Source organism: Pseudomonas sp. GZJR-8 (assembly GCF_002916705.1).
Taxonomy (GTDB): domain Bacteria; phylum Pseudomonadota; class Gammaproteobacteria; order Pseudomonadales; family Pseudomonadaceae; genus Aquipseudomonas; species Aquipseudomonas synxantha_A.
On the sequence record NZ_JXSI01000003.1, the window covers coordinates 469,671 to 490,842 of the forward strand.

The following is a 21,172-nucleotide window of genomic DNA, read 5'->3' on the forward strand; positions in this document are numbered from 1 at the left end:
ATATTCTCAAAAGAAATATGAAATTGTTTTTTTATTATTTTCAAGTCTTAAAAACCCGCTTTATCATCGCGCCGAAGGCGAAGACGCGCTTCGCGCTTTAAGGCAGGATACGACTACTGCGTCACCTGCTTCGCTCACCATAAAAACACAGGGGCTCTTCATGACTATTTCTGTATTGCGTCGCACGCTGCTGGTCAGCACTTTGGGCCTGGCGCTTGGCGCCGGTTGGTTGGGCCAGGCGGTTGCCGGCGAGCAGTTGAACACCATCAAGAAGGCCGGCGAGATCAAGATCGGTCTGGAAGGCACCTACCCACCGTTCAGCTTCGTCGACGAAAGCGGCAAGCTCAGCGGTTTCGAAGTGGAACTGTCCGAAGCACTGGCCAAGGAGCTGGGCGTCAAGGTCAAGCTGCAAGCTACACCGTGGGACGGCATTCTCGCCGCACTGGAATCCAAGCGCCTGGACGCAGTGGTCAACCAGGTGACCATCTCTGAAGAGCGTAAGAAAAAGTACGATTTCTCCAAGCCATACACCGTGTCCGGCATCCAGGCACTGGTGCTGAAAAAGAACGTCGACTCGATCACGAAAGCCGACGACCTGGCCGGTAAAAAGGTCGGCGTGGGCCTGGGCACCAACTACGAACAATGGCTCAAGGACAATCAACCCAAAGCCACTATCAAGACCTACAACGACGACCCAACCAAGTTCCAGGACCTGCGCATCGGCCGTATCGACGCGATCCTGATCGACCGCCTGGCCGCCCTCGAATACGCCAAGAAAGCCCCCGACACTGCCGCTGCCGGCGACGCCTTCTCCCGTCAGGAGTCCGGTATCGCCCTGCGCAAAGGCGAGCCTGAATTGCTCGATGCGGTCAACACGGCCCTCGACAAACTGCGCGCCGACGGCACCTTGAAGAAGCTGTCCGAGAAGTACTTCAACGCTGACGTCACTCAATAATGGAAGCAGGTCTTCAACTCGCGCTGGACTCCGCGCCCTTTCTGCTCAAGGGCGCGTACTACACGGTAATCCTCAGCCTGGGCGGGATGTTTTTCGGCTTGCTGCTGGGCTTCGGCCTGGCCTTGATGCGCCTGTCGCGCTTCAAGTTGCTGAGCTGGACGGCCCGAGTCTACGTGTCGTTCTTTCGCGGTACGCCGTTGCTGGTGCAGCTGTTCCTGATCTACTACGGCTTGCCGCAAGTGGGCATCGAGCTGGATCCGATCCCGGCGGCCATGATCGGCTTTTCGCTGAACATGGCCGCTTATGCGTGTGAAATCCTGCGGGCCGCCATCGCCTCCATCGAGCGTGGCCAGTGGGAAGCCGCCGCCAGTATTGGCATGACCCGCGCGCAAACCCTGCGCCGGGCCATTCTGCCGCAAGCGATGCGCACGGCATTGCCGCCCCTGGGCAACAGCTTCATTTCGCTGGTCAAGGACACTGCGCTGGCCGCCACCATCCAGGTACCCGAGCTGTTCCGTCAGGCCCAACTGGTATCGGCGCGGACCTTCGAAATTTTCACCATGTATCTGTCCGCAGCCCTGATCTACTGGATCCTGGCGAGCATCCTGGCGCATCTGCAAAATCGTCTGGAAGACCGGGTCAACCGGCATGACCTGGAGTCCTGAAGCATGATCGTGGTTGAAAAACTGACCAAACAATTCAACGGTCAAGTGGTGCTTGACGGCATCGACCTTGAGGTCAAGGAAGGCGAAGTGGTCGCCATCATCGGCCCCAGCGGTTCCGGCAAGACCACCTTCCTGCGCTGCCTGAATTTCCTCGAAGAACCCACCAGCGGCCGCATCAAGGTGGGGGATATCCAGATCGACGGCAGCAAGCCGCTCAACCAGCAACAGGGGCTGGTGCGTCGTCTGCGCCAGCACGTGGGCTTTGTGTTCCAGAACTTCAACCTGTTCCCCCACCGCACTGCGCTGGAAAACGTCATCGAAGGCCCGATTGTGGTCAAGAAGATGCCACGGGAAGCGGCCACCGAACTGGGGCGCAAGCTGTTGGCCAGGGTCGGCCTGGCGGGCAAGGAGGCGTCCTACCCAAGGCGGCTGTCCGGCGGCCAGCAACAGCGTGTGGCGATTGCCCGTGCGTTGGCCATGGAGCCGGAGGTGATTCTGTTCGACGAACCCACCTCGGCTCTCGACCCGGAACTGGTGGGCGAAGTGCTGGCGACCATTCGCAGCCTGGCCGAAGAAAACCGCACCATGGTCATCGTGACCCACGAAATGAGCTTTGCGCGGGACGTAGCCAACCGAGTGATCTTTTTCGACAAGGGCGTGATCGTTGAACAGGGTGAAGCCAAAGCGTTGTTCGCCAACCCCAGGGAAGAACGCACCCGGCAGTTTCTGAGCAAATTCCTCGCCCACTGACCCACCCTCTGTAGGAGCGAGCTTGCTCGCGAAAAACGCCCAGGCAACTCGGTCGATCTGAATCACCGCGTTACCGTTTACGTTCTTCGCGAGCAAGCTCACTCCTACAACGGGTTACCATTTCAGCGCATAAAATACCCCCGCCGTCCCCCCCTTAAAATCCCCCTCCCCGTCAGACCCTTCTGAATATCCTCAAACCCGCCGTTTAGCCTTTTGCCTCCATTGACGCTCCCCGGCCAACCCTCTTATCTAGCGCCTTGAGGATTGGATCCCATCCCGGCTACTGACTGAATCGTTCCTTTCGAATCGCCCTGTGCCTATGCGCCGAAGGTTCGGAACGATGACTGCTGGCTGCAACAAGGAGATTACTTATGACACATACCCAAACCCTGGCCATGCTGCCTGCCCCGAAGCTGCCCCAGGCGGTAGGAAACGGCATCAGCGCCCTGGCCTCCACCCATCTGCAGGTCGACATATCCCCCTACTCGGGCATGGAGGAAGGCGACCTGATCGAACTGTTCTGGAACAACTGCTTTGCCGCCTCGCGCAAGGTGACGGCGTGCAAGATCGGCACGTTCACTCATCTGTGGGTACCGGAAAGCTTCGTGCAGGACGGGCCGGCACGCGTCCACTACCAGGTCCTGCAAATCGGCCATGGCCCGATGCGCTCGGCCGTCGCCCTGGTGCGGGTCAAGACCAACTACCCCGGAGGCCAGCCTGCGCCATGCCTCAACCACGAAAGTGATGAAAACCAGAATCTCGCCCCCGTGGGTTTGCCCGAGACGATCCGCCGCCATGGCGTCAATCGCAACCAGGTTCGGCGCGGCATTCCGCTGACCATCGAACCTTACTTGAACATGAGTGCCGGCGATGCCATCACACTGCGCTGGGGTGATGTGCGCCTGGACCTGCCGAAAATCCAGGACAAAAACGTTGGCCTGGCAGTGCAGGTGTGGGTACCGTCCCAGATCATTGTCGAAGCGGGCGACGACTGCCGATTGGAAGTCACGTACTGCATTCTCGATCGCGTGGGCAATAATTCACGCTGGGCACCGGCCCGCACGCTACGTATCGCCGCTTGCACGCCAGTCGTGCCAACCCCACCTGCCTCGCCCGCGCCGGGCTATCAACCGCGTCGCTTCGGCTCACCCTGTGAACCGGGGTGACAGCCCTTCTATGCATATTCCTAAAAGTTAGTTTATTTAAAGAATTAACACGCTTAGGGTATATGCACCGGACCACCGGACATTCCTGATTTTTCTGTTTTTATTTCATTGAATGCGAGGTCGGTATGGTCAGAATTACCCCGGTGCATAACGCCAGGGCATTGCGTGCAGCCAAGGAGCGGCGCTGATGTCTAACTTGGCTCTAACACCCCCCCAGAGTGATCTGGACGTAGCCCCCCTGTTGTTGCCCGCCACGGTGCTGCGCAACGACGCCCAGGCACTGAGTGCGGCTCATGAGCTGGCCCAGGCTGCGCGCCTGCAGGCCGCTACGCGCGACCAGCAGCGCAAACTGCCGTGGGCGCAACTCGAACAATTCACCCGCAGCGGCCTGGGCAGTATTTCCATTCCCCGTGAATACGGCGGCCCACAGGTGTCGTTTGTGACCCTGGCCGAAGTCTTTGCGATCATCAGCGCAGCCGACCCGGCCCTCGGGCAGATCCCGCAGAACCATTTCGGCATCCTGCACGTGTTGCAGGGCACCGCGACCGAGCGCCAGAAAAAGCAGCTGTTCCAGAGCGTGCTCGACGGTTGGCGCATCGGCAACGGCGGCCCGGAACGCGGTACCAAAAACACGCTGGAGCTCAAGGCCCGCCTCACGGCCGAAGGCGATGGGTTCGTGGTCAGCGGCCAGAAGTTCTACTCCACCGGCGCACTATTTGCCCACTGGGTCGCGATAAAGGCATTGAACGATGACGGCAAGCAAGTCATGGCCTTCGTGCGGCGCGGCAGCGAGGGGTTGCGCATCGTCGATGACTGGTCGGGCTTTGGCCAACGCACCACCGCCAGCGGCACCGTGCTGCTCGACCGGGTGGCGGTAGACCCGGAGTTGGTCATCGACAACTGGCGCCTGGGCGAAAGCCCGAATATCCAGGGTGCCGTGTCGCAACTGATCCAGGCAGCCATTGACGCCGGCATCGCCCGTGGTGCCCTCGACGACACTATCGCCTTTGTACGCGAGCGTTCACGCCCCTGGATCGACGCCAAGGTCGAGCGGGCCAGCGATGACCTGTATGTGATCGCCGATATCGGCAAGATGAAGATCGAACTGCACGCTGCCGAAGCACTGTTGCGCAAGGCCGGCCAGGTGCTGGACCAGGTCAGCGCGGCGCCGATCACCGCGCAGTCCGCCGCGCGCGCCTCGATTGCCGTAGCCGAGGCCAAGGTGCTCACCACCGAAGTGGCATTGCAGGTTACCGAAAAGCTCTTCGAACTGGCCGGCAGCCGCGCCACCCTCGCCGAATTCAACCTTGACCGTCACTGGCGCAACGCGCGGGTGCATACCCTGCACGATCCGGTGCGCTGGAAGTATCACGCCATCGGCGCCTATCGACTGAACGGCACCTTACCTGCTCGTCATTCCTGGATTTAACCGACCAGAACACTTTTTCCACGAGCTTCTGGAGAAACTCATGACCCTTTCTCACCACGTCGCGGTTATCACCAGCGATGAGCAAGCCCTTATCGTCGCCAGCGACCTCGCTGAAGATTTGCGCCGCGACAGCGCCCAGCGCGACCGCGAACGCCGCCTGCCGTGGCCCGAGCTGGACGTGTTTTCGCGCTCCGGCCTGTGGGGTATCACGGTGCCCAAGGCATTCGGCGGCGCGGGCGTATCCAATGTCACCCTGGCCAAGGTGATTGCACTGATTTCCCAGGCCGATGGTTCCTTGGGCCAGATCCCGCAAAATCATTTTTATGCCCTTGAAGTGCTGCGCGTAAACGGCAACCCCGAGCAGCAAAAGCGCCTGTACGCCGAGGTGCTGGCCGGTCAGCGCTTTGGTAACGCCTTGGCGGAACTGGGCACCAAGACCGCCCATGACCGCGTGACCAGCCTCACCCGCGACGGCGACGGTTTTCGCATCAACGGGCGCAAGTTCTACGCCACCGGCGCGATCTATGCCCAACGCATTCCCACCTCGGTGGTGGATGAAAACGGCATCCAGCAACTGGCGTTCGTACCCCGTGACAGCGAGGGCCTGACGGTCATCGACGACTGGAGCGGCTTCGGCCAGCGCACCACTGGCAGCGGCTCAGTGGTATTCGATAACGTGTGGGTCGCAGCGCAGGACGTGATCCCATTCCAGAGCGCCTTCGAACGCCCGACCACCGTGGGCCCCTTGGCGCAGATCCTTCACGCCGCCATCGACACCGGCATCGCCCGCGCAGCGTTTGAAGATGCGTTGCATTTTGTGCGCACCAAGACCCGCCCGTGGATCGATTCCGGCAACGACAAGGCCACCGAAGACCCGCTGACTCTAAAGAGCTTCGGCCACCTGAGCATTCGCTTGCACGCCGCCGAGGCGTTGCTGGAGCGCTCCGGCGAATTCCTCGACCGCGCCCAGGCCGACAGCAATGCCCAGACCGTCGCCGCCGCGTCCATCGCCGTGGCCGAAGTGCGCGCCCTGAGCACCGAGATTTCCCTCGCAGCGGGCAGCACCTTGTTCGAACTGGCCGGCAGCCAGGCGACTTTGGCCGAGCATGGCCTGGACCGCCATTGGCGCAACGCCCGGGTGCACACCCTGCATGATCCGGTGCGCTGGAAATATCATGCGGTAGGCAACTATTACCTCAACGATGAAAACCCGCCGCTGCGGGGGACCATCTGATGAGCAAGAAAAAGATCCTGCTCAATGCCTTCAACATGAACTGCATCGGGCATATCAACCACGGTTTGTGGACTCACCCACGGGACAACTCGACCGAGTACAAGAGCCTCGAATACTGGACCGAATTGGCGCAGATTCTTGAGCGCGGGTTGTTCGATGGTTTGTTTATCGCCGATATCGTCGGCGTCTATGACGTGTACCAGAACTCGATTGACGTGCCGCTCAAGGAGTCCATCCAACTACCGGTCAACGACCCGTTGCTGCTGGTCTCGGCCATGGCCGCCGTCACCCGGCACCTTGGCTTCGGCCTTACCGCCAACCTGACCTACGAGCCGCCCTATCTGTTCGCCCGGCGCATGTCCACGCTCGATCACCTGAGCCGTGGCCGCGTCGGCTGGAACATCGTCACCGGCTATCTCGATAGCGCCGCCAAAGCCATGGGCCTCACCGAACAGGTCGAACATGACCGGCGCTACGACCAGGCCGATGAATACCTGGAGGTGTTGTACAAACTCTGGGAAGGCAGCTGGGAAGACGACGCGGTGCTCAACGACCCGCAAACGCGGGTGTATGCGCAACCGGGCAAGGTGCACAAGGTGGAGCACCACGGTGAGTTTTATCAGGTAGAGGGTTATCACCTGTGCGAGCCATCGCCGCAGCGTACGCCAGTGTTGTTCCAGGCCGGCAGTTCCGAGCGCGGGCTGCTGTTCGCCGGGCGCCACGCCGAGTGCGTGTTCATCAGCGGGCAGAACAAGGCCGCGACCAGGCTACAGGTGGACAAGGTGCGCGCCAGCGCAGTGGAGGCTGGGCGCAACCCGGATGACATCAAGGTGTTCATGGGCCTCAACGTGATCGTGGGCGCCACCGAGGAGCTTGCATGGGCCAAGCACGCCGAGTACCTGAGCTATGCCAGTGCGGAAGCCGGTGTGGCGCACTTTTCGGCGTCCACGGCGATTGATTTTTCTGCCTACGAACTGGACGAACCCATCCAGTACGTGAAGAGCAACGCGATCCAGTCGGCCACCAAGAACCTGCAAAACAACGACTGGACCCGGCGCAAATTGCTCGAACAGCACGCCCTGGGTGGGCGCTATATCACCTTGGTGGGCTCGCCTGAGCAGGTTGCTGATGAGTTGGAATCCTGGATCAGTGAAACCGGGCTGGATGGTTTCAACCTGACGCGCATTGTGACGCCGGAGAGCTATGTGGATTTCATTGACCTAGTGATACCGGAACTACAACGACGTGGGTCGTACAAGACCGCCTATGAGCAGGGCACCCTGCGGGAAAAAGTTTTCCACGGCACCGCTCGGCTACCCGAACAACACACCGGCGCCACCTACCGTCACTGATCAAAAAATGTGGGAGGGGGCTTGCTCCCTCCCACATTGGATCTCCATTGTTTGTGCCTATACCTTATGACTGGAAATTGATTATGAAAAAAACACTGCTCACCCACCCAGTCAAAGCACTGGCCCTGGCCTTCGGGTTATTCAGCACAGCGGTCTTCGCCGCCGACCCTCCCCTGAAAATCGGCACCACCGCCGCCTTCGCCATTCCGCTGGAAGCGGCCGTTGAAGAGGCCGGCAAACAGGGCCTGAAAGTCGAACTGGTCGAGTTCAGCGACTGGATCGCCCCCAACGTCAGCCTCGCCGCCGGCGATATCGACGTGAACTACTTCCAGCACATTCCCTTCCTGGAAAACGCCAAGGCCGCCGCCGGGTTTGACCTGGTGTCTTACGCACCGGGCATCATCAACAACGTCGGCCTGTATTCGAAGCAATACAAAAGCTTCAACGACCTGCCCGAAGGCGCCAGCGTGGCCATTGCCAACGACCCGATCAACAGCGGGCGCGGCCTGCAACTGCTGGCCAAGGCCGGGTTGATTACCCTCAAGCCGGGCGTGGGCTACAAGGCCACCGAAGAAGACATCGTCAGCAACCCCAAAAAGCTCAAGATCCTGCAGGTGGAAGCCGTGCAACTGGTACGCGCCTACGACGACGCCGACCTGGTGCAGGGCTACCCGGCGTATATCCGCCTGTCCAAGACCTTCGATGCGCAATCGGCGCTGCTGTTCGATGGCCTCGACCACCCGGAGTACGTGATTCAGTTCGTGATTCAGCCCAAGAGCAAGACCGACCCACGAGTGATCAAGTTCGTCGACATCTACCAGCACTCGCCGGTGGTACGTGCCGCATTGGATAAATCCCTGGGCAAGCTCTACCAAGTCGGCTGGGAAGATAAAAAATGACCGCCGCCAACGCCCAACTGCGCGACCTGGGCCATGCGCCCAGGGACGCCGAGCAGACTGAACTGCACCCGGACCTCAATCGCGCCCACGTGCGTTTTATCAACCTGGGCAAAACCTATGGCGGCACCGTACACGCCCTGCAAGGCATCGACCTGGCGATCCAGCGTGGCGAAGTGTTCGGCATCATCGGCCGCAGCGGCGCCGGCAAGTCGTCGCTGATCCGCACCATCAACCGCCTGGAACAACCCAGCAGCGGGCGCGTGCTGATCGATCAGGTGGACATCGGCGGCTTCGATGAAGACCATCTGGTCGCACTGCGCCGGCGCATCGGCATGATCTTCCAGCACTTCAACCTGATGTCGGCCAAGACTGTGTGGCAGAACGTCGAACTGCCTCTCAAGGTCGCCGGCGTGACCCAGGCACAACGCGTGCGTAAGGTGCATGAACTGCTGGAGCTGGTAGGTCTGCAAGACAAGCACAAGGCGTATCCGGCGCAGCTTTCCGGAGGGCAGAAACAGCGCGTCGGCATCGCCCGCGCGCTGGTGCACGACCCCGAGATTCTGCTGTGCGACGAGGCCACCTCGGCCCTCGATCCGGAGACTACCCAGTCGATCCTCGGCCTGCTGCGTGAGATCAACCAACGCCTGGGCCTGACCATCGTATTGATCACCCATGAGATGGCGGTGATCCGCGAAATCTGCGACCGCGTGGTGGTGCTGGAACACGGGCGCATCGTCGAGCAAGGCCCGGTGTGGCAAGTGTTCGGCAACCCGCAGCATGAGGTCAGCAAGACCCTGCTCGCACCGCTGCAACACGGCCTGCCGCCCGAATTGCAAAACCGCCTGCAACCGACACAAACCTCGGCTGAGGCGGCGCTGGTGCTGCGCTTGCAGTTCACCGGCAGCGATACCGATGAGCCGGACCTGGCCGCACTGTTCAGCGCCCTCGGCGGCCGCGTGCGTTTGCTGCAAGGCGGTGTGGAGCGGATCCAGGGGCACGCTCTGGGGCAATTACTGCTGGCGGTGAATGGGTCGCCGCACAATGCCGAAGAGCTGCGTAACCGCGCCGGCAATTGGGCACAACGGGTAGAGGTGCTGGGCTATGTGGTTTGATCGTTTAGTACAGGGCGCTATCGACACGTTGTTGATGGTCGGTGTGTCGTCGCTGATTGCCTTGCTGGTCGGTATCCCGCTGGCGGTATTGCTGGTTACCAGCGACAAGGGCGGTATCTACCAGGCGCCGGCGCTTAACCGCGTGCTGGGGGCGTTCGTCAATCTGTTCCGCTCCATTCCGTTCCTGATCCTGATGGTGGCGCTGATCCCGTTCACTCGGCTGATCGTCGGAACCACCTACGGTGTATGGGCCGCCGTGGTACCGCTGACCATCGCCGCCACACCGTTCTTTGCGCGCATCGCCGAAGTCAGCCTGCGCGAGGTCGACCACGGCCTGATCGAAGCTGCACAGGCCATGGGTTGCCGGCGCTGGCACATCATCTGGCATGTGCTGTTGCCGGAAGCCCTGCCGGGGATCGTCGGCGGGTTCACCATCACCCTGGTCACCATGATCAACTCATCGGCCATGGCCGGTGCGATCGGTGCCGGTGGCCTGGGCGACATTGCCTACCGCTATGGCTATCAGCGGTTTGATTCGCAGATCATGCTCACGGTGATTGTGTTGTTGGTGGTGCTGGTGGCGCTAATTCAACTGAGTGGGGATCGCTTGGCGCGGGTATTGAACAAGCGCTGAACTCACGGGCATTCGTCCAACTGCGCGACGCTGGCATGGGGTACGAAGCTGACGGTTTTTTCCTTGGCCTGCCAGGGGCGCACGATGTAGCTGCCGTCCGAGTCTGCCATTACCCGCAGTTTTACACTGCGCTGCGGGTTGTCGGCGTCTACCAGCACGCGAAGAACCTTGGCGTCGTCCGACCAGGTCATCAGCGTACACACGCGCCCTCCGGAGGCGGAGCCTTGCAATGGCAACCCACCCAGCTTCGACCCGCTTGCCGGGATCAGCCCGAGGAAGACGATGAGTGCAAAGGCCGCCATTGAGGCGAATGCCACCGGGTTTTTATGATCCCTCATGCACACCACAAGGCAAGCGGCACATCCCTGGACCAGGAACAGCACCACCAGTTCGGCAAACATGAACGGCGCAAAAAGCACCGCACTGTCGGAATACTCGCGAAAGGCCCGGGAGACCGGCACCGTCACCATGAGGATTACCAGCATTTGAACGGCACCTGCACCGACACTGGCCAGCCAGAATTCTCCGGACAGGTCACGCAGTGCAATATGGGTGGGACGGGCGCGAAGGATGATGCCAACGTAGACCACAACCGCCAGCACGACCGCCACTATCCAGCTGATGGTCAGTAGAGGCCCGCTCTGGGCATTCACGGACAGGTAAACAGCGGACATCCAAAAGATACCCATGACGACCAGACTGGCGGCCCAGTGCAGCAACAAACGGCGATGTTGCGCCGTCACCTGCGGCGATGCCGGGCTGAGATTGAGCTGATCACTCAGGCGCACACCCGTGCCGTTCAGCCGCGTGAACAAGATGAACGTGGGCACCAGGATCGACGCGCCCATCATGCCGATCACAAACACCAGCATGGCGAACATCGCTGGCAGCGCAGTGAATGCGGCGGCCGACAGAATGCTCAGGGGTACCTTTTCCACCTGGATGTACTGGTACAAATACAAGCCTGCCACCGACAGGATCCCCACCGTCAGCGGCCAGGCGCGTTCATTGAGCCAGAGCAGGCCGCTGCTGAGTTTCGTGGCGTATTGGTCCACCTTGTTTGCAGTGAATTTCTGACCCTCACGTGAACGTTTTTCTTCTTCCATGAATGTACAACCCTCTTTGAATGAGGGCCGAATCTTACCCAGAATCCTGCGGGGCGGTCTGTCGGATTCTCCCAACACGCACACAATGAACCGCCCTACACCAGATACACGTCTTTCAACTCAAGGGTGAGCCTGAGGTATAGTCCGACCACCTCAACCGCAGCGGTGCGCCACACCATGAAACTCGCCCCCGACGACCTCAACCAGATCACCTCCACCACCCTCGGCCATTACAACAAAGTCGCCGAAGACTTCCGTGAAGGCACCCGTGATCACGATGTGAGCCAGAACATCGACGCGCTGTTGCGACATATCCAGGGCTCGGCGCCGTTTACCGTGCTGGATTTCGGCTGCGGGCCGGGGCGGGATTTGCAGACTTTTACGCGCATGGGGCATATCGCCGTGGGGCTGGATGGCTCCGAGCGGTTTGCGCAGATGGCGCGGGACGACAGCGGCTGTGAGGTATTGCAACAGGATTTTCTCAAGCTGGACCTGCCACCCGAGCGCTTCGATGGCGTGTTTGCCAATGCGGTGCTGTTTCATATTCCCAAGCAGGAATTGCCGCGGGTTCTCAAGCAGCTGCATGGCACATTGAAGCCTGGGGGCGTGCTGTTCAGCTCCAACCCACGGGGTGAGAACCAGGAGGGTTGGAATGGGCCGCGGTATGGCTCTTATCACGACCTGGAGGCGTGGCGGGGCTTGCTGACCGAGGCCGGATTTGAAGAGCTGGAGCACTACTACCGGCCGGCCGGGTTGCCGCGGGAACAGCAGCCTTGGTTGGCGAGTGTGTGGCGTAAAATTTAGTGCCGCATCGCCTGTACCGACCTCATCGCAGGCAAGCCAGCTCCCACATTCGGAATGCATTTCACTGTGGGAGCCGGGCTTGCCCGCGATGGCGCCGTAACGGGCAGCGTTATTTCACCTGATACACCACCGGCTTCTCCCCCTCCACGAGCGCCGTCACACTGCGCCCGGCATACCCATCTTTCTGCGCGTCCGAAAAATTCGCCACCAACCGCGTCCCATCGGCGAAGGTGGTTTGCTGCAACAGTTTGTCCGCTGTCAGCCAGCGAAACTCAGTCATTGCCTGAGTCCCCAACCGTTGATGCAGCGGCCGAAAGAACCGGTCCTGGCGCTGAATCACCGGCAGCCTGTCCTTGAGTGTCGTCGCGCTCAGGTGATACAGCGGCGGTACGTTGTAGAGCAGTTGGGCCAGTTCATTTTCAGCCCGTACATTGCTCAGCTTGAGGTTGTCGAACAGCCAGTGATGAGTGGTGATCACCGAGCCATGGAACACCGCCTGATACAACGGCAGCCGCATCGTCGGGTCGAAATACACCGTGCGCAGCGACGCTTTCAACGGCACAGGCTTGAAGAACACCGCCGGCTGTTCCGCCGGGTACCAGTTGCCGACGTAATAGGGCGACTGCCGGTCGCGGGTCATGTCCCGGTCACCCCAGCCGATCACCGGAGTTTGCATACCATGGGCAAACATAATGCCCTGAGCGGTGACGGCGTTGCCGTCTTCGGAACCTGCGGGCAGTTTTAGCGAAGTGTTGATCCAGCGCGAGGCGTCGATATTGCCCTGGGCATTCTGCACCTGACTCATGGAGGCGCCGTCGCGGTAGCTGTCAAAGATCATGCTGGTGGCGTACGCATCGAGGAACCAGGCATTGAATCCGGCTGCGGCCTGCACCGCCTTTACCCGTGCTTCCAGCAACGGTCGCACACAGCGCGGGTCCGTGTAGTGGCCGGATTGTTGGAAACCGGCTTTCGGCTGGCCGTTCTTCAATATGATTGCGCAGTCACGGTACGCCTTGCCGCCCAGGTGGGCAGTGGCCCAGTCCGGATTTTCGCTGGCCGACAGCGCCGTTTCATACGAATCGTAAGGCGCCATCAGGTACCCGGCATCCACGCCTGCGCGAATCGCTTCGGGATGCCAGAGCCCGCCTTCCCAGCCATCACCCAGGGTCAACAGCAGACGCGAGAGCCCCGCGTCACGCAAGGCTTGGATAGTCGAATGCCCCCAGGTTTCGGGGCGATCACTCAAGGCTGAGGCGAAATCCACGGCCAGCTCGCTACGCAACTCGCCGTAGCGAGTGGCAAGGCGACTCATGTCGGGCTCTTCCACTTGCCAGGCTTGCCGGGCCTTCTGGTTGATGGCCGCATTGAGGCCGCGCAGCAACACGGTTTGCTCATAACGATTCAATGCGGTTGTCTGTGCGAGCACCTTCGCAGACTCTTTGTCCAGCAGCCTGCCAAGCTCATGGGTGCGCAGCCGTTTGATCAACGTTGGCCAATCACGGACATCATCCAGCGTCAGCAAGCCGTTGCCCCAGAGGTAAACGTGACTGGCGCCGAGCAATTTCACCGCCTCGGGGGTTTGCCGCAGCTTGTCCGCCAGCGGCTCGTAACGGCCCTGCTCCACCAACCATTGGCGATAATGCTTGGCCCCGGCCAATGGGTCTGCATCGCCCAGGTACAGGCGCAGCGTCATCGGTGCGTCGGGGGCAAGGGTGGTGAATTCATGGGCCGCTGACAGCGCCAGGCCCTGGCCGTCCGCTTGCCATTCAAGGCGATTGTTGTAAGGGTTGGTCAGCAGCCAGTTAAGCGTGAAGCGCCCGTGATCCAGGCCCCACAAGGGCAAGCTCAGGTCCTGGGTGGTATTGACTTCGCCGTGCTCAAGCAGGAACGCCTTCCACACGGGGTTATCAAAGGGCACATAATGCCCTTCAGCCAACGGCCAGATCAGCGCCTGGCCCATGGCCGTGGCCGGCTGGTGCAGCAGGGCCAATTCACCCGGCTCGCGAGCACTGATAGACAGGGACAGTTCGCGCTGCTCAAGCCGGGCCGTCAGGCGGTAGGCGCCGCTATCCCATTGCCAGGAGACCTGTGCGGCATCAGCTTGCAACGCACTGACAGCGTGCGCGGCGACACCGCTGGAGGCTTGTACCGGGGCCTCCCCCGCTGGCGTGACACGCAGCGCCAGGGTTGCAGGGTCGAGGTCAACGCGCCACAGGGCGTTTTCCAGCACGGTGGAGGCAAAGACTGAGGGCGCAAGAACAAGCGCACAGAGCACAAAGATGAGGCGCAGGCACTGCATGGGAATCGACCTGGACGGAGAAGTTAGGTCGAGAGGGTAAAACATGCAGACAGTGGCCGGGGCAACAAGTGGATCTTTCGGAAGCTTCCCACAGCCTCAAGCGAGATGAAGATCCAAATGTGGGAGGGGGCTTGCTCCCGATGGCGATGGGCCAGATACAGATGCACTGACTGAACCATCGCCATCGGGAGCAAGCCCCCTCCCACATTTTTAACCGCGCTGTTCCTGATGCTCTTGTTTGGGTTCGCGGATTTTGTACCAGGCCACATACAGCGCCGGCAAAAACAGCAGCGTCAGCAACGTGGCGATGATAATCCCGCCAATCATCGCGTAGGCCATCGGCCCCCAGAACACTTCCCGGGCAATCGGGATCATGCCCAGGCTCGCCGCTGCCGCCGTAAGCAGAATCGGCCGACGCCGGTGTTCGGTCGCTTCCACCACCGCATCCCACGGCGTATAGCCCGCCACTTCATACTCATGAATCTGTGTGACCAGGATCACCGAGTTGCGGATGATGATACCGATCAGCGCCAGGATCCCCAGGATCGCCACAAACCCCATCGGCGTACCGGTGGGGATCAACGCCAGCACCACGCCGATCAGCCCCAGCGGTGCAACGCTGGCCACCAGGAACATTTTCTGCACGCTGTGCAACTGGATCATCAGGAACGTGGCCATCAGGAACAGCATCAACGGCACCACACTCGCAATCGGGCCCTGGGCCTTGCCGCTTTCTTCCACGGTGCCGCCGGTGGCGACTTTGTAGCCCACCGGGAGGCCGTCACTGAATTTCTGGATGGTCGGCGCCAGTTGCTTGACCAGGTCGGTCGGCTGCATCTCATCGCGCACCGCGGCCTTGATGGTAATCGTCGGCTTGCGGTCACGACGCCACACCAGCGGCTGCTCCAACTCGTAACGCACCGTGGCAAACGCGAGCAACGGGATCGAGGTACCGTTGGGCGTAACGATCTGCAGGTTCTGCAAGGTTTCCGGCGTGCCGCGCTCGGCATCTTCGGCGCGACCGACCACGTTGATCAGGTAGATATCGTCGTGCACCTGGGTCACCGCCGCGCCGCTGACCACGCTGTTCATCAACTGCGCCACGTCTTCCGACGACAGCCCCAGTTGCCGCGCCTTGTCCTGGGCGATGTCGACGCGTAGCACTTTGCCCGGCTCGTTCCAGTCGTAGATGATCTCGCCCAAGTGGGTGTTCTGGTCCAGCAAGGTCGCCAGTTCGATGGCGTGCTTGCGCACCTGGTCGGTGTCTTTACCGGAGACGCGGTACTGAATCGGCCGCCCGACCGGCGGGCCCATTTCCAGCGGCTGCACATAGCTGCCGATACCGACAAAATCATCGCGCAGGCGTTTCTGCAATCGCGCAATCAAGGCGCTGCGCTCTTCCAGGCCCTTGCTGACGATCACCAACTGCGCGTAGTACGGGTTCTCCAGTTGTTGGTCCAGCGGCAGGTAAAAACGGATCGCGCCCTGGCCGATGTAGGTGCTCCAGCGAGAAATGTCAGGGTCGTCCTTGATGATCGCTTCGAGGCGGTCAACCGCCTTGCGCGTCTCGTTGATCGAGGCGTTTTGCGGCAGGTTCAGATCAACCAGGATTTCCGGGCGATCCGATGACGGGAAAAACTGGTTCTGCACAAACTGCATGGAAAACACCGAGGCCGCAAACAGCGCCACAGTGATACCGATGGCCCACCAGCGGTTGCGCATGGCCCAGAGCATACCGCCATTGAACGCGCGGCCGATGCGCCCAGGCTCGGCGTTATGCGGCTTCACATTGGCGCTGAGAATATGCACGCCGATCACCGGCGCAAACAGTACCGCCACCACCCACGACACCAACATCGCCACGGCAATCACCGCGAACAGAGTAAAGGTGTACTCGCCCGCCGAACTGGCATTGAGGCCAATCGGCACGAAACCGGCCACGGTCACCAGCGTACCGGTGAGCATCGGGAACGCTGTTGAGGTGTAGGCGTAGGTGGCGGCCTGCTCCTTGGTTTCGCCTTTTTCCAGGCGCGTGATCATCATCTCCACGGTGATCATCGCATCGTCCACCAACAAGCCGAGTGCAATGATCAACGCACCCAACGATACCCGCTGCATGGTGATGCCGCTGTATTCCATAAACACGAACACCAGCGCCAGCACCAACGGAATCGAGCACGCCACCACCAGCCCAGCGCGCATACCGAGGCTGATAAAGCTCACCACCAGCACGATAATCACGGCTTCGAACAACGCGCTGGTAAAGCCGCCGACGGCCTCTTCCACCACTTCGGCCTGGTCAGACACCTTGTGCACACCGACGCCCACCGGCAGGTCGGCAGTCAGCTCATCCATGCGCCCGTGCAGCGCCTTGCCGAACGACTGGATATTGCCGCCCTTTTGCATGGCGATCGCCAAGCCAATCGCCGGCTTGCCATTGAAACGGAACATCGGCCTTGCCGGGTCGACGTAACCGCGACTGATGTCAGCGATATCCGCCAGCCGATAGAAGCGGTCATTGAGGCGCAGGTTGACGTTGGCCAGGTCTTTCTCCGAAGCGAACTGCCCTGAGGTGCGCACCGAAATCCGCTCCGGCCCGGCCTCGATCACCCCGGCGGGCGTTACCGCATTCTGCGATTGCAGGCTTTGCACGACCTGACGTTGATCAATGCCCAATGCCGCCAGTTTGCGCGTGGAGAAGTTCAAGTAGATCACTTCGTCCTGCTGGCCGATCATCTCGACCTTGCCCAGCCCCGGCACCGAGCGGATTTCGGCGCGCACCTGCTCCACGTAGTCGCGCAACTGGCGCATCGACAAGCCGTCGCCAGTAAAGGCGTACACCGAGCCGAACACATCACCGAATTCATCGTTGAACGACGGCCCCTGCAAGCCCTGGGGGAAGGTGCCGCGAATATCATCGATCTTCTTGCGAACCTGGTACCAGATCTCCGGAATGGCCTTGGCGCTGGTGGTGTCCTTGAGGAACACGAACACCGTGGACTCACCCGGTCGCGTATAACTTTTCACGTAGTCTAGGGAGTCGAGCTCTTCGAGTTTTTTCTCGATGCGATCGGTGACCTGCTTGAGGGTTTCCTCCTGGGTAGCGCCCGGCCAGCGGGTCTGGATCACCATGGTCTTGATGGTGAATGAGGGGTCTTCCTCGCGGCCCAGGTTCATATACGAGAACACGCCCATCAGCAGCGCGACGAACATCAGGTACCAGACGAAGGACTGATGCTTGAGTGCCCAGTCGGATAAGTTGAAGCTCCCTTTCATCGCGGGCTGTCCTCGTCGATTTTGACTTTTTGCCCGGGTTTCAGGCTGTTCACGCCGGCGGTGACGATGCGTTCACCGGCTTTGATGCCGCCATTGACCAAGGCGCTGTCAGCATCCCGGCTGACCACACTGACGTCGCGTGGCTGCACGGTCTGGCTCTGGGTATCAAGCAGCCAGATGCGCGTCTTGCCGTCGACGTCCTGCAAGGCGCTCAAGGGCAATTCGATACGCGGCGTAATGGCGCTGCTCAAGGTCACGCTGATGGCGGTGCCCAGGCGGAACGCGGCGGGAGTGTCGGTCAGGCTCAGACGTGCGCGGCGGGTGCGCGTGGCACTTTGGGCCTGGGGTTCGATCTCACGCACGATGGCGGTGGTATGCACGCTGGGGTCCAGTTGCCCGGCGACCAGAAACACCACATCCGTCGGCAGGCGCTCGGCCAGGCCGGCAGGCAGGTCGATCACCGCCTCCTTGATGTCCGGGCGAGCCAGGGTCACCACCTGCTGCCCCGCGCTGACTACCTGGCCAGCCTCGGCATCCCAGGCGGTGACGATACCGGCGTGGTCAGTGTGCAGTTCGGCGTAATTGAGCTGGTCCTTGGCTTGATTGACCGAGGCGCGGGCCTGATCAAGGGTGGCCTGGGTGGTTTTCAGGTCAGTCTGCGCCACATCCAACTGAGCCTGGGCGCCGACGCCCCGGTTGAACAGCTCCTGCTGGCGACGGGCATTGGCCTGGGCATTGATGAACTGTGCCTGCACGCGGGCGAGGTCGCCCTGGGCGGCACGCAGTTGGTTCTGCTGGTCGGTGGGGTCGAGCACGGCAAGCAAGGCCCCCTTCTCCACCTCGGCGCCCACGTCGACGGCGCGACGGGCGATGCGGCCCGACACACGGAAACCCAGGTTGCTTTCGTAGCGGGCCTGGATAGTGCCGGCGAAGCGGCCGAGGTTTTCCTGATCTTCAGCCTTCACTTGCATGGACAACACCGGGCGCACAGGCTCAGGCGGCGCCTCTTCCTTGGAGCAAGCCATCAGCAACAGGCTGGCGGCGACGATGACCGTCAGTTGCTTCATGGCTGGGCTCCTTGCTGGGCGATCTCGACCACCATGCCGGGGTGCAGCAATTGCCCACCGGCCACTACGACTTTTTCGCCGCCTTTAAGGCCCTCGCCAATAATCACCTTGCCGGTGAGGTAACGGGCCACCTTGACCTTGTGCAGCTGCGCCTTGCCGTCGGCATCCACCAGCCATACGGCAGGCTCGCTGAGGTCTTTGGTCAAGGCCGCCCAGGGTAATTCGATGCTGGTCTTGGCCGGGCCGTTGGCGGTGGCGCTCACCACCGAACCCAGCTCCATGCCTTTAGGCAGGTTTTGCAGGGCGATCTTCACTTGTATGGTGCCGGTATTGGCCGCCACTGCCGGGGTCACTTCACGCACCTTGCCCACGGCTTTGATGCTCGGGTTGTCCAGCAGGCTGACGGTAATCGGCGCATCCGGCGGCGGCTCCACCAGCAGGGATTCATACACGTTGAACACCGCGTCACGTTCGCCATCACGGGCCAGGCTGAAGATCGGTACGGTGGCTTGTACCACTTGGCCGACTTCGGCCTGGCGCGCCGTGATGATCCCCGGTGCATCGGCGACCAGCGCCGTGTAGCCAAGTTGCTCACGGGCGTTGGCCAATTGCGCCTGCGCGGCGGCCAGGGCACTTTGGCTGCTGCGCAACGCGGCCTGGGCGGCGTCGTATTCGCTGCGACTGGTGTAGCCCTTGGGCAAGAGTTTTTCCTGGCGCACGAAGGCGGCGGCGGTCTGCTTGACCCGCGCCTGTTCGGCCACAACCTGGGCCTGGGCGGAATCGACGTTGGTTTGCAGGTCCTTGGGGTCGAGCTTGGCCAGTACTTGCTTGGCCGTAACCCGGTCGCCCACATCGACCATACGCTGGATAATCTTGCCACCCACGCGGAAGGACAAATCGGTCTGCACCCGCGCCTGGATGTCGCCCGTCAGCGTGACCGCCGCGGCAAAATCCGCCGGCTGCACGGTTTGCACAAATACCCGTGAATGCTGCTTGGGCTCGGCTTTGTCTTGGCCACAGCCGCTCAGCAGCGCCAGGAGGCCAAGGCTGAGAATAAATGTCGAAGTGCGACCGCCCATGCAGGCTCCTTTTGCGTGACGCAAGGTACAAGTGTGTATGCGACTGTGAGCTTAGATCAGGGTTCCTTATCTGCATGGAGGATCCCATACTCCAATGGTTCCCCAGCCGATTAAATGCATATGCTGAAAACCCTCGCGGTGGCCAATTACCGCTCGATCAACAAATTGGTAGTGCCGCTGGACCGCTTGAACCTGATCACCGGGCCCAATGGCAGCGGCAAGTCCAACCTGTACCGGGCCCTGCGCCTGCTGGCAGAAACCGCCCAGGGCGGAGTGATCAATGCCCTGGCCCGTGAAGGCGGGCTGGATTCGACCTTCTGGGCCGGGCCGGAAACCATCAGCCGGCGTATGCGCACTGGTGAAGTACCGATCGAATCCAATGTGCGCCAAGGCGTCAAACGCCTGCGCTTGGGGTTTGCCGCCGAAGATTTCAGCTACGCAATCTCTCTGGGATTGCCGGAAAAAACCTCGTCGTTCTTCAGCCTCGACCCCGAAGTGAAGAAGGAATGCATCTGGGCCGGCCACATCTACCGCCCGGCCAGCCTGTTGGTGCAGCGCTCAGGTGCCATGGTGCGTGCCCGCGAAGGCCGTGCCTGGGATGTACTGGCGCAGCACACACCCAACTACCACAGCCTGTTCGATCAGGTCGGCAGCCTGCGCGGCTCGCCGGAAGTGCTGCTGTTGCGTGAAAGCATTCGTGGCTGGCGCTTTTATGATCACTTTCGCAGCGACGTGGACGCGCCAGTGCGCCAGCCCCAGTTGGGTACGCGTACGCCGGTGTTGCACCACGATGGCCGCGATTTGGCGGCCGCGTTGCAGACTATCCGCGAGATCGGCGACCCCGAGGCGCTGCAACGTGCCGTAAGCGATGCATTCCCGGGGGCGCGCCTGAACATTGAACCGTTGCAAGGCGGACGCTTTGCCATTGAGTTCTATCAGGAAGGCTTGCTGCGGCCGTTGTCGGCGGCGGAACTGTCAGACGGCACCCTGCGCTACCTGCTGCTGATCGCAGCGCTGCTGACGCCACGCCCACCGACCATGATGGTACTGAACGAACCTGAGACCAGCTTGCATCCGGACCTGCTGCCCGCCTTGGCGCGCCTGATTATCGAAGCGTCGAAGCAGTGCCAGGTGTGGGTGGTGTCCCATGCCAGCCGCTTGATCGCGGCGTTGCAGCAGGATGAGGGGTGCAATTCGATTGTGCTGGAGAAGGTGTTGGGGGAAACGCGGATCGTGGGGCAAGGGATTCTGGATGGGCCGGCCTGGCATTGGCCGGAGTAGGTGGTGACTGTACCGGCCTCATCGGGAGCAAACCCCCTCCCACATTTTGACCTGTATTCACACA

General features: G+C 61.1%; 17 protein-coding genes. 12 read left to right on the plus strand and 5 right to left on the minus strand.

The features are described from left to right. Nucleotides 1-160 precede the first annotated feature (160 nt). From tcyJ to TK42_RS08455, 10 genes are all read left to right on the plus strand, one after another. Entirely contained in the window at nucleotides 161-955 is a 795-nt protein-coding gene (gene tcyJ, locus TK42_RS08410; protein WP_103733992.1) for a cystine ABC transporter substrate-binding protein, read from the plus strand. Further along, entirely contained in the window at nucleotides 955-1,620 is a 666-nt protein-coding gene (tcyL, locus tag TK42_RS08415) for a cystine ABC transporter permease (RefSeq protein ID WP_032878420.1), read from the plus strand. The genes tcyJ and tcyL overlap by 1 nt, the downstream gene beginning before the upstream one ends. A gap of 3 nt (nucleotides 1,621-1,623) precedes the next feature. Further along, on the plus strand, nucleotides 1,624-2,370 hold the full coding sequence (tcyN, locus tag TK42_RS08420) for an L-cystine ABC transporter ATP-binding protein TcyN (protein WP_005783788.1): 747 nt from the start codon (nucleotides 1,624-1,626) through the stop codon (nucleotides 2,368-2,370). A 371-nt stretch (nucleotides 2,371-2,741) separates the two neighbouring features. Then, nucleotides 2,742-3,536: a hypothetical protein gene (locus tag TK42_RS08425; protein WP_103733993.1), complete on the plus strand. Its 795-nt coding sequence runs from the start codon at nucleotides 2,742-2,744 to the stop codon at nucleotides 3,534-3,536. A 187-nt stretch (nucleotides 3,537-3,723) separates the two neighbouring features. Then, entirely contained in the window at nucleotides 3,724-4,965 is a 1,242-nt protein-coding gene (locus TK42_RS08430) for an SfnB family sulfur acquisition oxidoreductase (protein ID WP_032878422.1), read from the plus strand. Between the two features lie 40 nt (nucleotides 4,966-5,005). After that, on the plus strand, nucleotides 5,006-6,199 hold the full coding sequence (locus TK42_RS08435; RefSeq protein ID WP_005783783.1) for an SfnB family sulfur acquisition oxidoreductase: 1,194 nt from the start codon (nucleotides 5,006-5,008) through the stop codon (nucleotides 6,197-6,199). Then, nucleotides 6,199-7,551 carry an LLM class flavin-dependent oxidoreductase gene (locus tag TK42_RS08440; RefSeq protein WP_103733994.1) on the plus strand — a complete coding sequence of 451 codons (1,353 nt, stop codon included), beginning with the start codon at nucleotides 6,199-6,201 and terminating at the stop codon, nucleotides 7,549-7,551. Before TK42_RS08435 ends, TK42_RS08440 begins: the two co-directional genes overlap by 1 nt. An 83-nt stretch (nucleotides 7,552-7,634) precedes the next feature. Next, nucleotides 7,635-8,450 carry a MetQ/NlpA family ABC transporter substrate-binding protein gene (locus TK42_RS08445; protein ID WP_103733995.1) on the plus strand — a complete coding sequence of 272 codons (816 nt, stop codon included), beginning with the start codon at nucleotides 7,635-7,637 and terminating at the stop codon, nucleotides 8,448-8,450. Continuing rightward, nucleotides 8,447-9,562: a methionine ABC transporter ATP-binding protein gene (locus TK42_RS08450; protein ID WP_103733996.1), complete on the plus strand. Its 1,116-nt coding sequence runs from the start codon at nucleotides 8,447-8,449 to the stop codon at nucleotides 9,560-9,562. The genes TK42_RS08445 and TK42_RS08450 overlap by 4 nt, the downstream gene beginning before the upstream one ends. After that, nucleotides 9,552-10,196 carry a methionine ABC transporter permease gene (locus tag TK42_RS08455; RefSeq protein WP_103733997.1) on the plus strand — a complete coding sequence of 215 codons (645 nt, stop codon included), beginning with the start codon at nucleotides 9,552-9,554 and terminating at the stop codon, nucleotides 10,194-10,196. The genes TK42_RS08450 and TK42_RS08455 overlap by 11 nt, the downstream gene beginning before the upstream one ends. A 2-nt stretch (nucleotides 10,197-10,198) precedes the next feature. Here the strand turns inward: TK42_RS08455 and TK42_RS08460 are convergent, their stop codons facing one another. Next, nucleotides 10,199-11,302 carry a hypothetical protein gene (locus TK42_RS08460; RefSeq protein WP_103733998.1) on the minus strand — a complete coding sequence of 368 codons (1,104 nt, stop codon included), beginning with the start codon at nucleotides 11,300-11,302 and terminating at the stop codon, nucleotides 10,199-10,201. Nucleotides 11,303-11,479: 177 nt separating this feature from the next. Between TK42_RS08460 and TK42_RS08465 the strand changes: the two genes are divergently transcribed. Next, on the plus strand, nucleotides 11,480-12,106 hold the full coding sequence (locus tag TK42_RS08465; RefSeq protein WP_032878428.1) for a bifunctional 2-polyprenyl-6-hydroxyphenol methylase/3-demethylubiquinol 3-O-methyltransferase UbiG: 627 nt from the start codon (nucleotides 11,480-11,482) through the stop codon (nucleotides 12,104-12,106). 109 nt (nucleotides 12,107-12,215) lie between these two features. Here the strand turns inward: TK42_RS08465 and TK42_RS08470 are convergent, their stop codons facing one another. From TK42_RS08470 to TK42_RS08485, 4 genes are all read right to left on the minus strand, one after another. Then, a complete protein-coding gene (locus TK42_RS08470; RefSeq protein ID WP_103733999.1) occupies nucleotides 12,216-14,405 on the minus strand; it encodes a glycoside hydrolase in 2,190 nt (729 codons plus the stop codon). Between the two features lie 210 nt (nucleotides 14,406-14,615). After that, nucleotides 14,616-17,681, minus strand: a complete 3,066-nt coding sequence (locus TK42_RS08475; RefSeq protein WP_032878431.1) for an efflux RND transporter permease subunit — start codon at nucleotides 17,679-17,681, stop codon at nucleotides 14,616-14,618. Further along, entirely contained in the window at nucleotides 17,678-18,748 is a 1,071-nt protein-coding gene (locus TK42_RS08480; protein ID WP_103734000.1) for an efflux RND transporter periplasmic adaptor subunit, read from the minus strand. Before TK42_RS08480 ends, TK42_RS08475 begins: the two co-directional genes overlap by 4 nt. After that, nucleotides 18,745-19,827, minus strand: a complete 1,083-nt coding sequence (locus TK42_RS08485) for an efflux RND transporter periplasmic adaptor subunit (protein WP_103734001.1) — start codon at nucleotides 19,825-19,827, stop codon at nucleotides 18,745-18,747. Before TK42_RS08485 ends, TK42_RS08480 begins: the two co-directional genes overlap by 4 nt. 120 nt (nucleotides 19,828-19,947) lie before the next feature. Between TK42_RS08485 and TK42_RS08490 the strand changes: the two genes are divergently transcribed. Next, nucleotides 19,948-21,108 (plus strand): AAA family ATPase, encoded by a 1,161-nt coding sequence (locus TK42_RS08490; protein ID WP_032881152.1) that lies wholly within the window; start codon nucleotides 19,948-19,950, stop codon nucleotides 21,106-21,108. Nucleotides 21,109-21,172: the final 64 nt, after the last annotated feature.

What these genes read in the sequence shown, in the direction of transcription:
- TK42_RS08445 (WP_103733995.1), top strand. Translation starts at nt 7,635, where the DNA reads ATGAAAAAAACACTGCTCACCCACCCAGTCAAAGCACTGGCCCTGGCC.
- TK42_RS08460 (WP_103733998.1), bottom strand. Translation starts at nt 11,302, where the DNA reads ATGGAAGAAGAAAAACGTTCACGTGAGGGTCAGAAATTCACTGCAAAC.
- TK42_RS08485 (WP_103734001.1), bottom strand. Translation starts at nt 19,827, where the DNA reads ATGGGCGGTCGCACTTCGACATTTATTCTCAGCCTTGGCCTCCTGGCG.
- TK42_RS08465 (WP_032878428.1), top strand. Translation starts at nt 11,480, where the DNA reads ATGAAACTCGCCCCCGACGACCTCAACCAGATCACCTCCACCACCCTC.
- tcyJ (WP_103733992.1), top strand. Translation starts at nt 161, where the DNA reads ATGACTATTTCTGTATTGCGTCGCACGCTGCTGGTCAGCACTTTGGGC.
- TK42_RS08490 (WP_032881152.1), top strand. Translation starts at nt 19,948, where the DNA reads ATGCTGAAAACCCTCGCGGTGGCCAATTACCGCTCGATCAACAAATTG.
- TK42_RS08475 (WP_032878431.1), bottom strand. Translation starts at nt 17,681, where the DNA reads ATGAAAGGGAGCTTCAACTTATCCGACTGGGCACTCAAGCATCAGTCC.
- tcyN (WP_005783788.1), top strand. Translation starts at nt 1,624, where the DNA reads ATGATCGTGGTTGAAAAACTGACCAAACAATTCAACGGTCAAGTGGTG.
- TK42_RS08470 (WP_103733999.1), bottom strand. Translation starts at nt 14,405, where the DNA reads ATGCAGTGCCTGCGCCTCATCTTTGTGCTCTGTGCGCTTGTTCTTGCG.
- TK42_RS08455 (WP_103733997.1), top strand. Translation starts at nt 9,552, where the DNA reads ATGTGGTTTGATCGTTTAGTACAGGGCGCTATCGACACGTTGTTGATG.
- TK42_RS08450 (WP_103733996.1), top strand. Translation starts at nt 8,447, where the DNA reads ATGACCGCCGCCAACGCCCAACTGCGCGACCTGGGCCATGCGCCCAGG.
- TK42_RS08440 (WP_103733994.1), top strand. Translation starts at nt 6,199, where the DNA reads ATGAGCAAGAAAAAGATCCTGCTCAATGCCTTCAACATGAACTGCATC.
- TK42_RS08425 (WP_103733993.1), top strand. Translation starts at nt 2,742, where the DNA reads ATGACACATACCCAAACCCTGGCCATGCTGCCTGCCCCGAAGCTGCCC.
- TK42_RS08430 (WP_032878422.1), top strand. Translation starts at nt 3,724, where the DNA reads ATGTCTAACTTGGCTCTAACACCCCCCCAGAGTGATCTGGACGTAGCC.
- TK42_RS08435 (WP_005783783.1), top strand. Translation starts at nt 5,006, where the DNA reads ATGACCCTTTCTCACCACGTCGCGGTTATCACCAGCGATGAGCAAGCC.
- tcyL (WP_032878420.1), top strand. Translation starts at nt 955, where the DNA reads ATGGAAGCAGGTCTTCAACTCGCGCTGGACTCCGCGCCCTTTCTGCTC.
- TK42_RS08480 (WP_103734000.1), bottom strand. Translation starts at nt 18,748, where the DNA reads ATGAAGCAACTGACGGTCATCGTCGCCGCCAGCCTGTTGCTGATGGCT.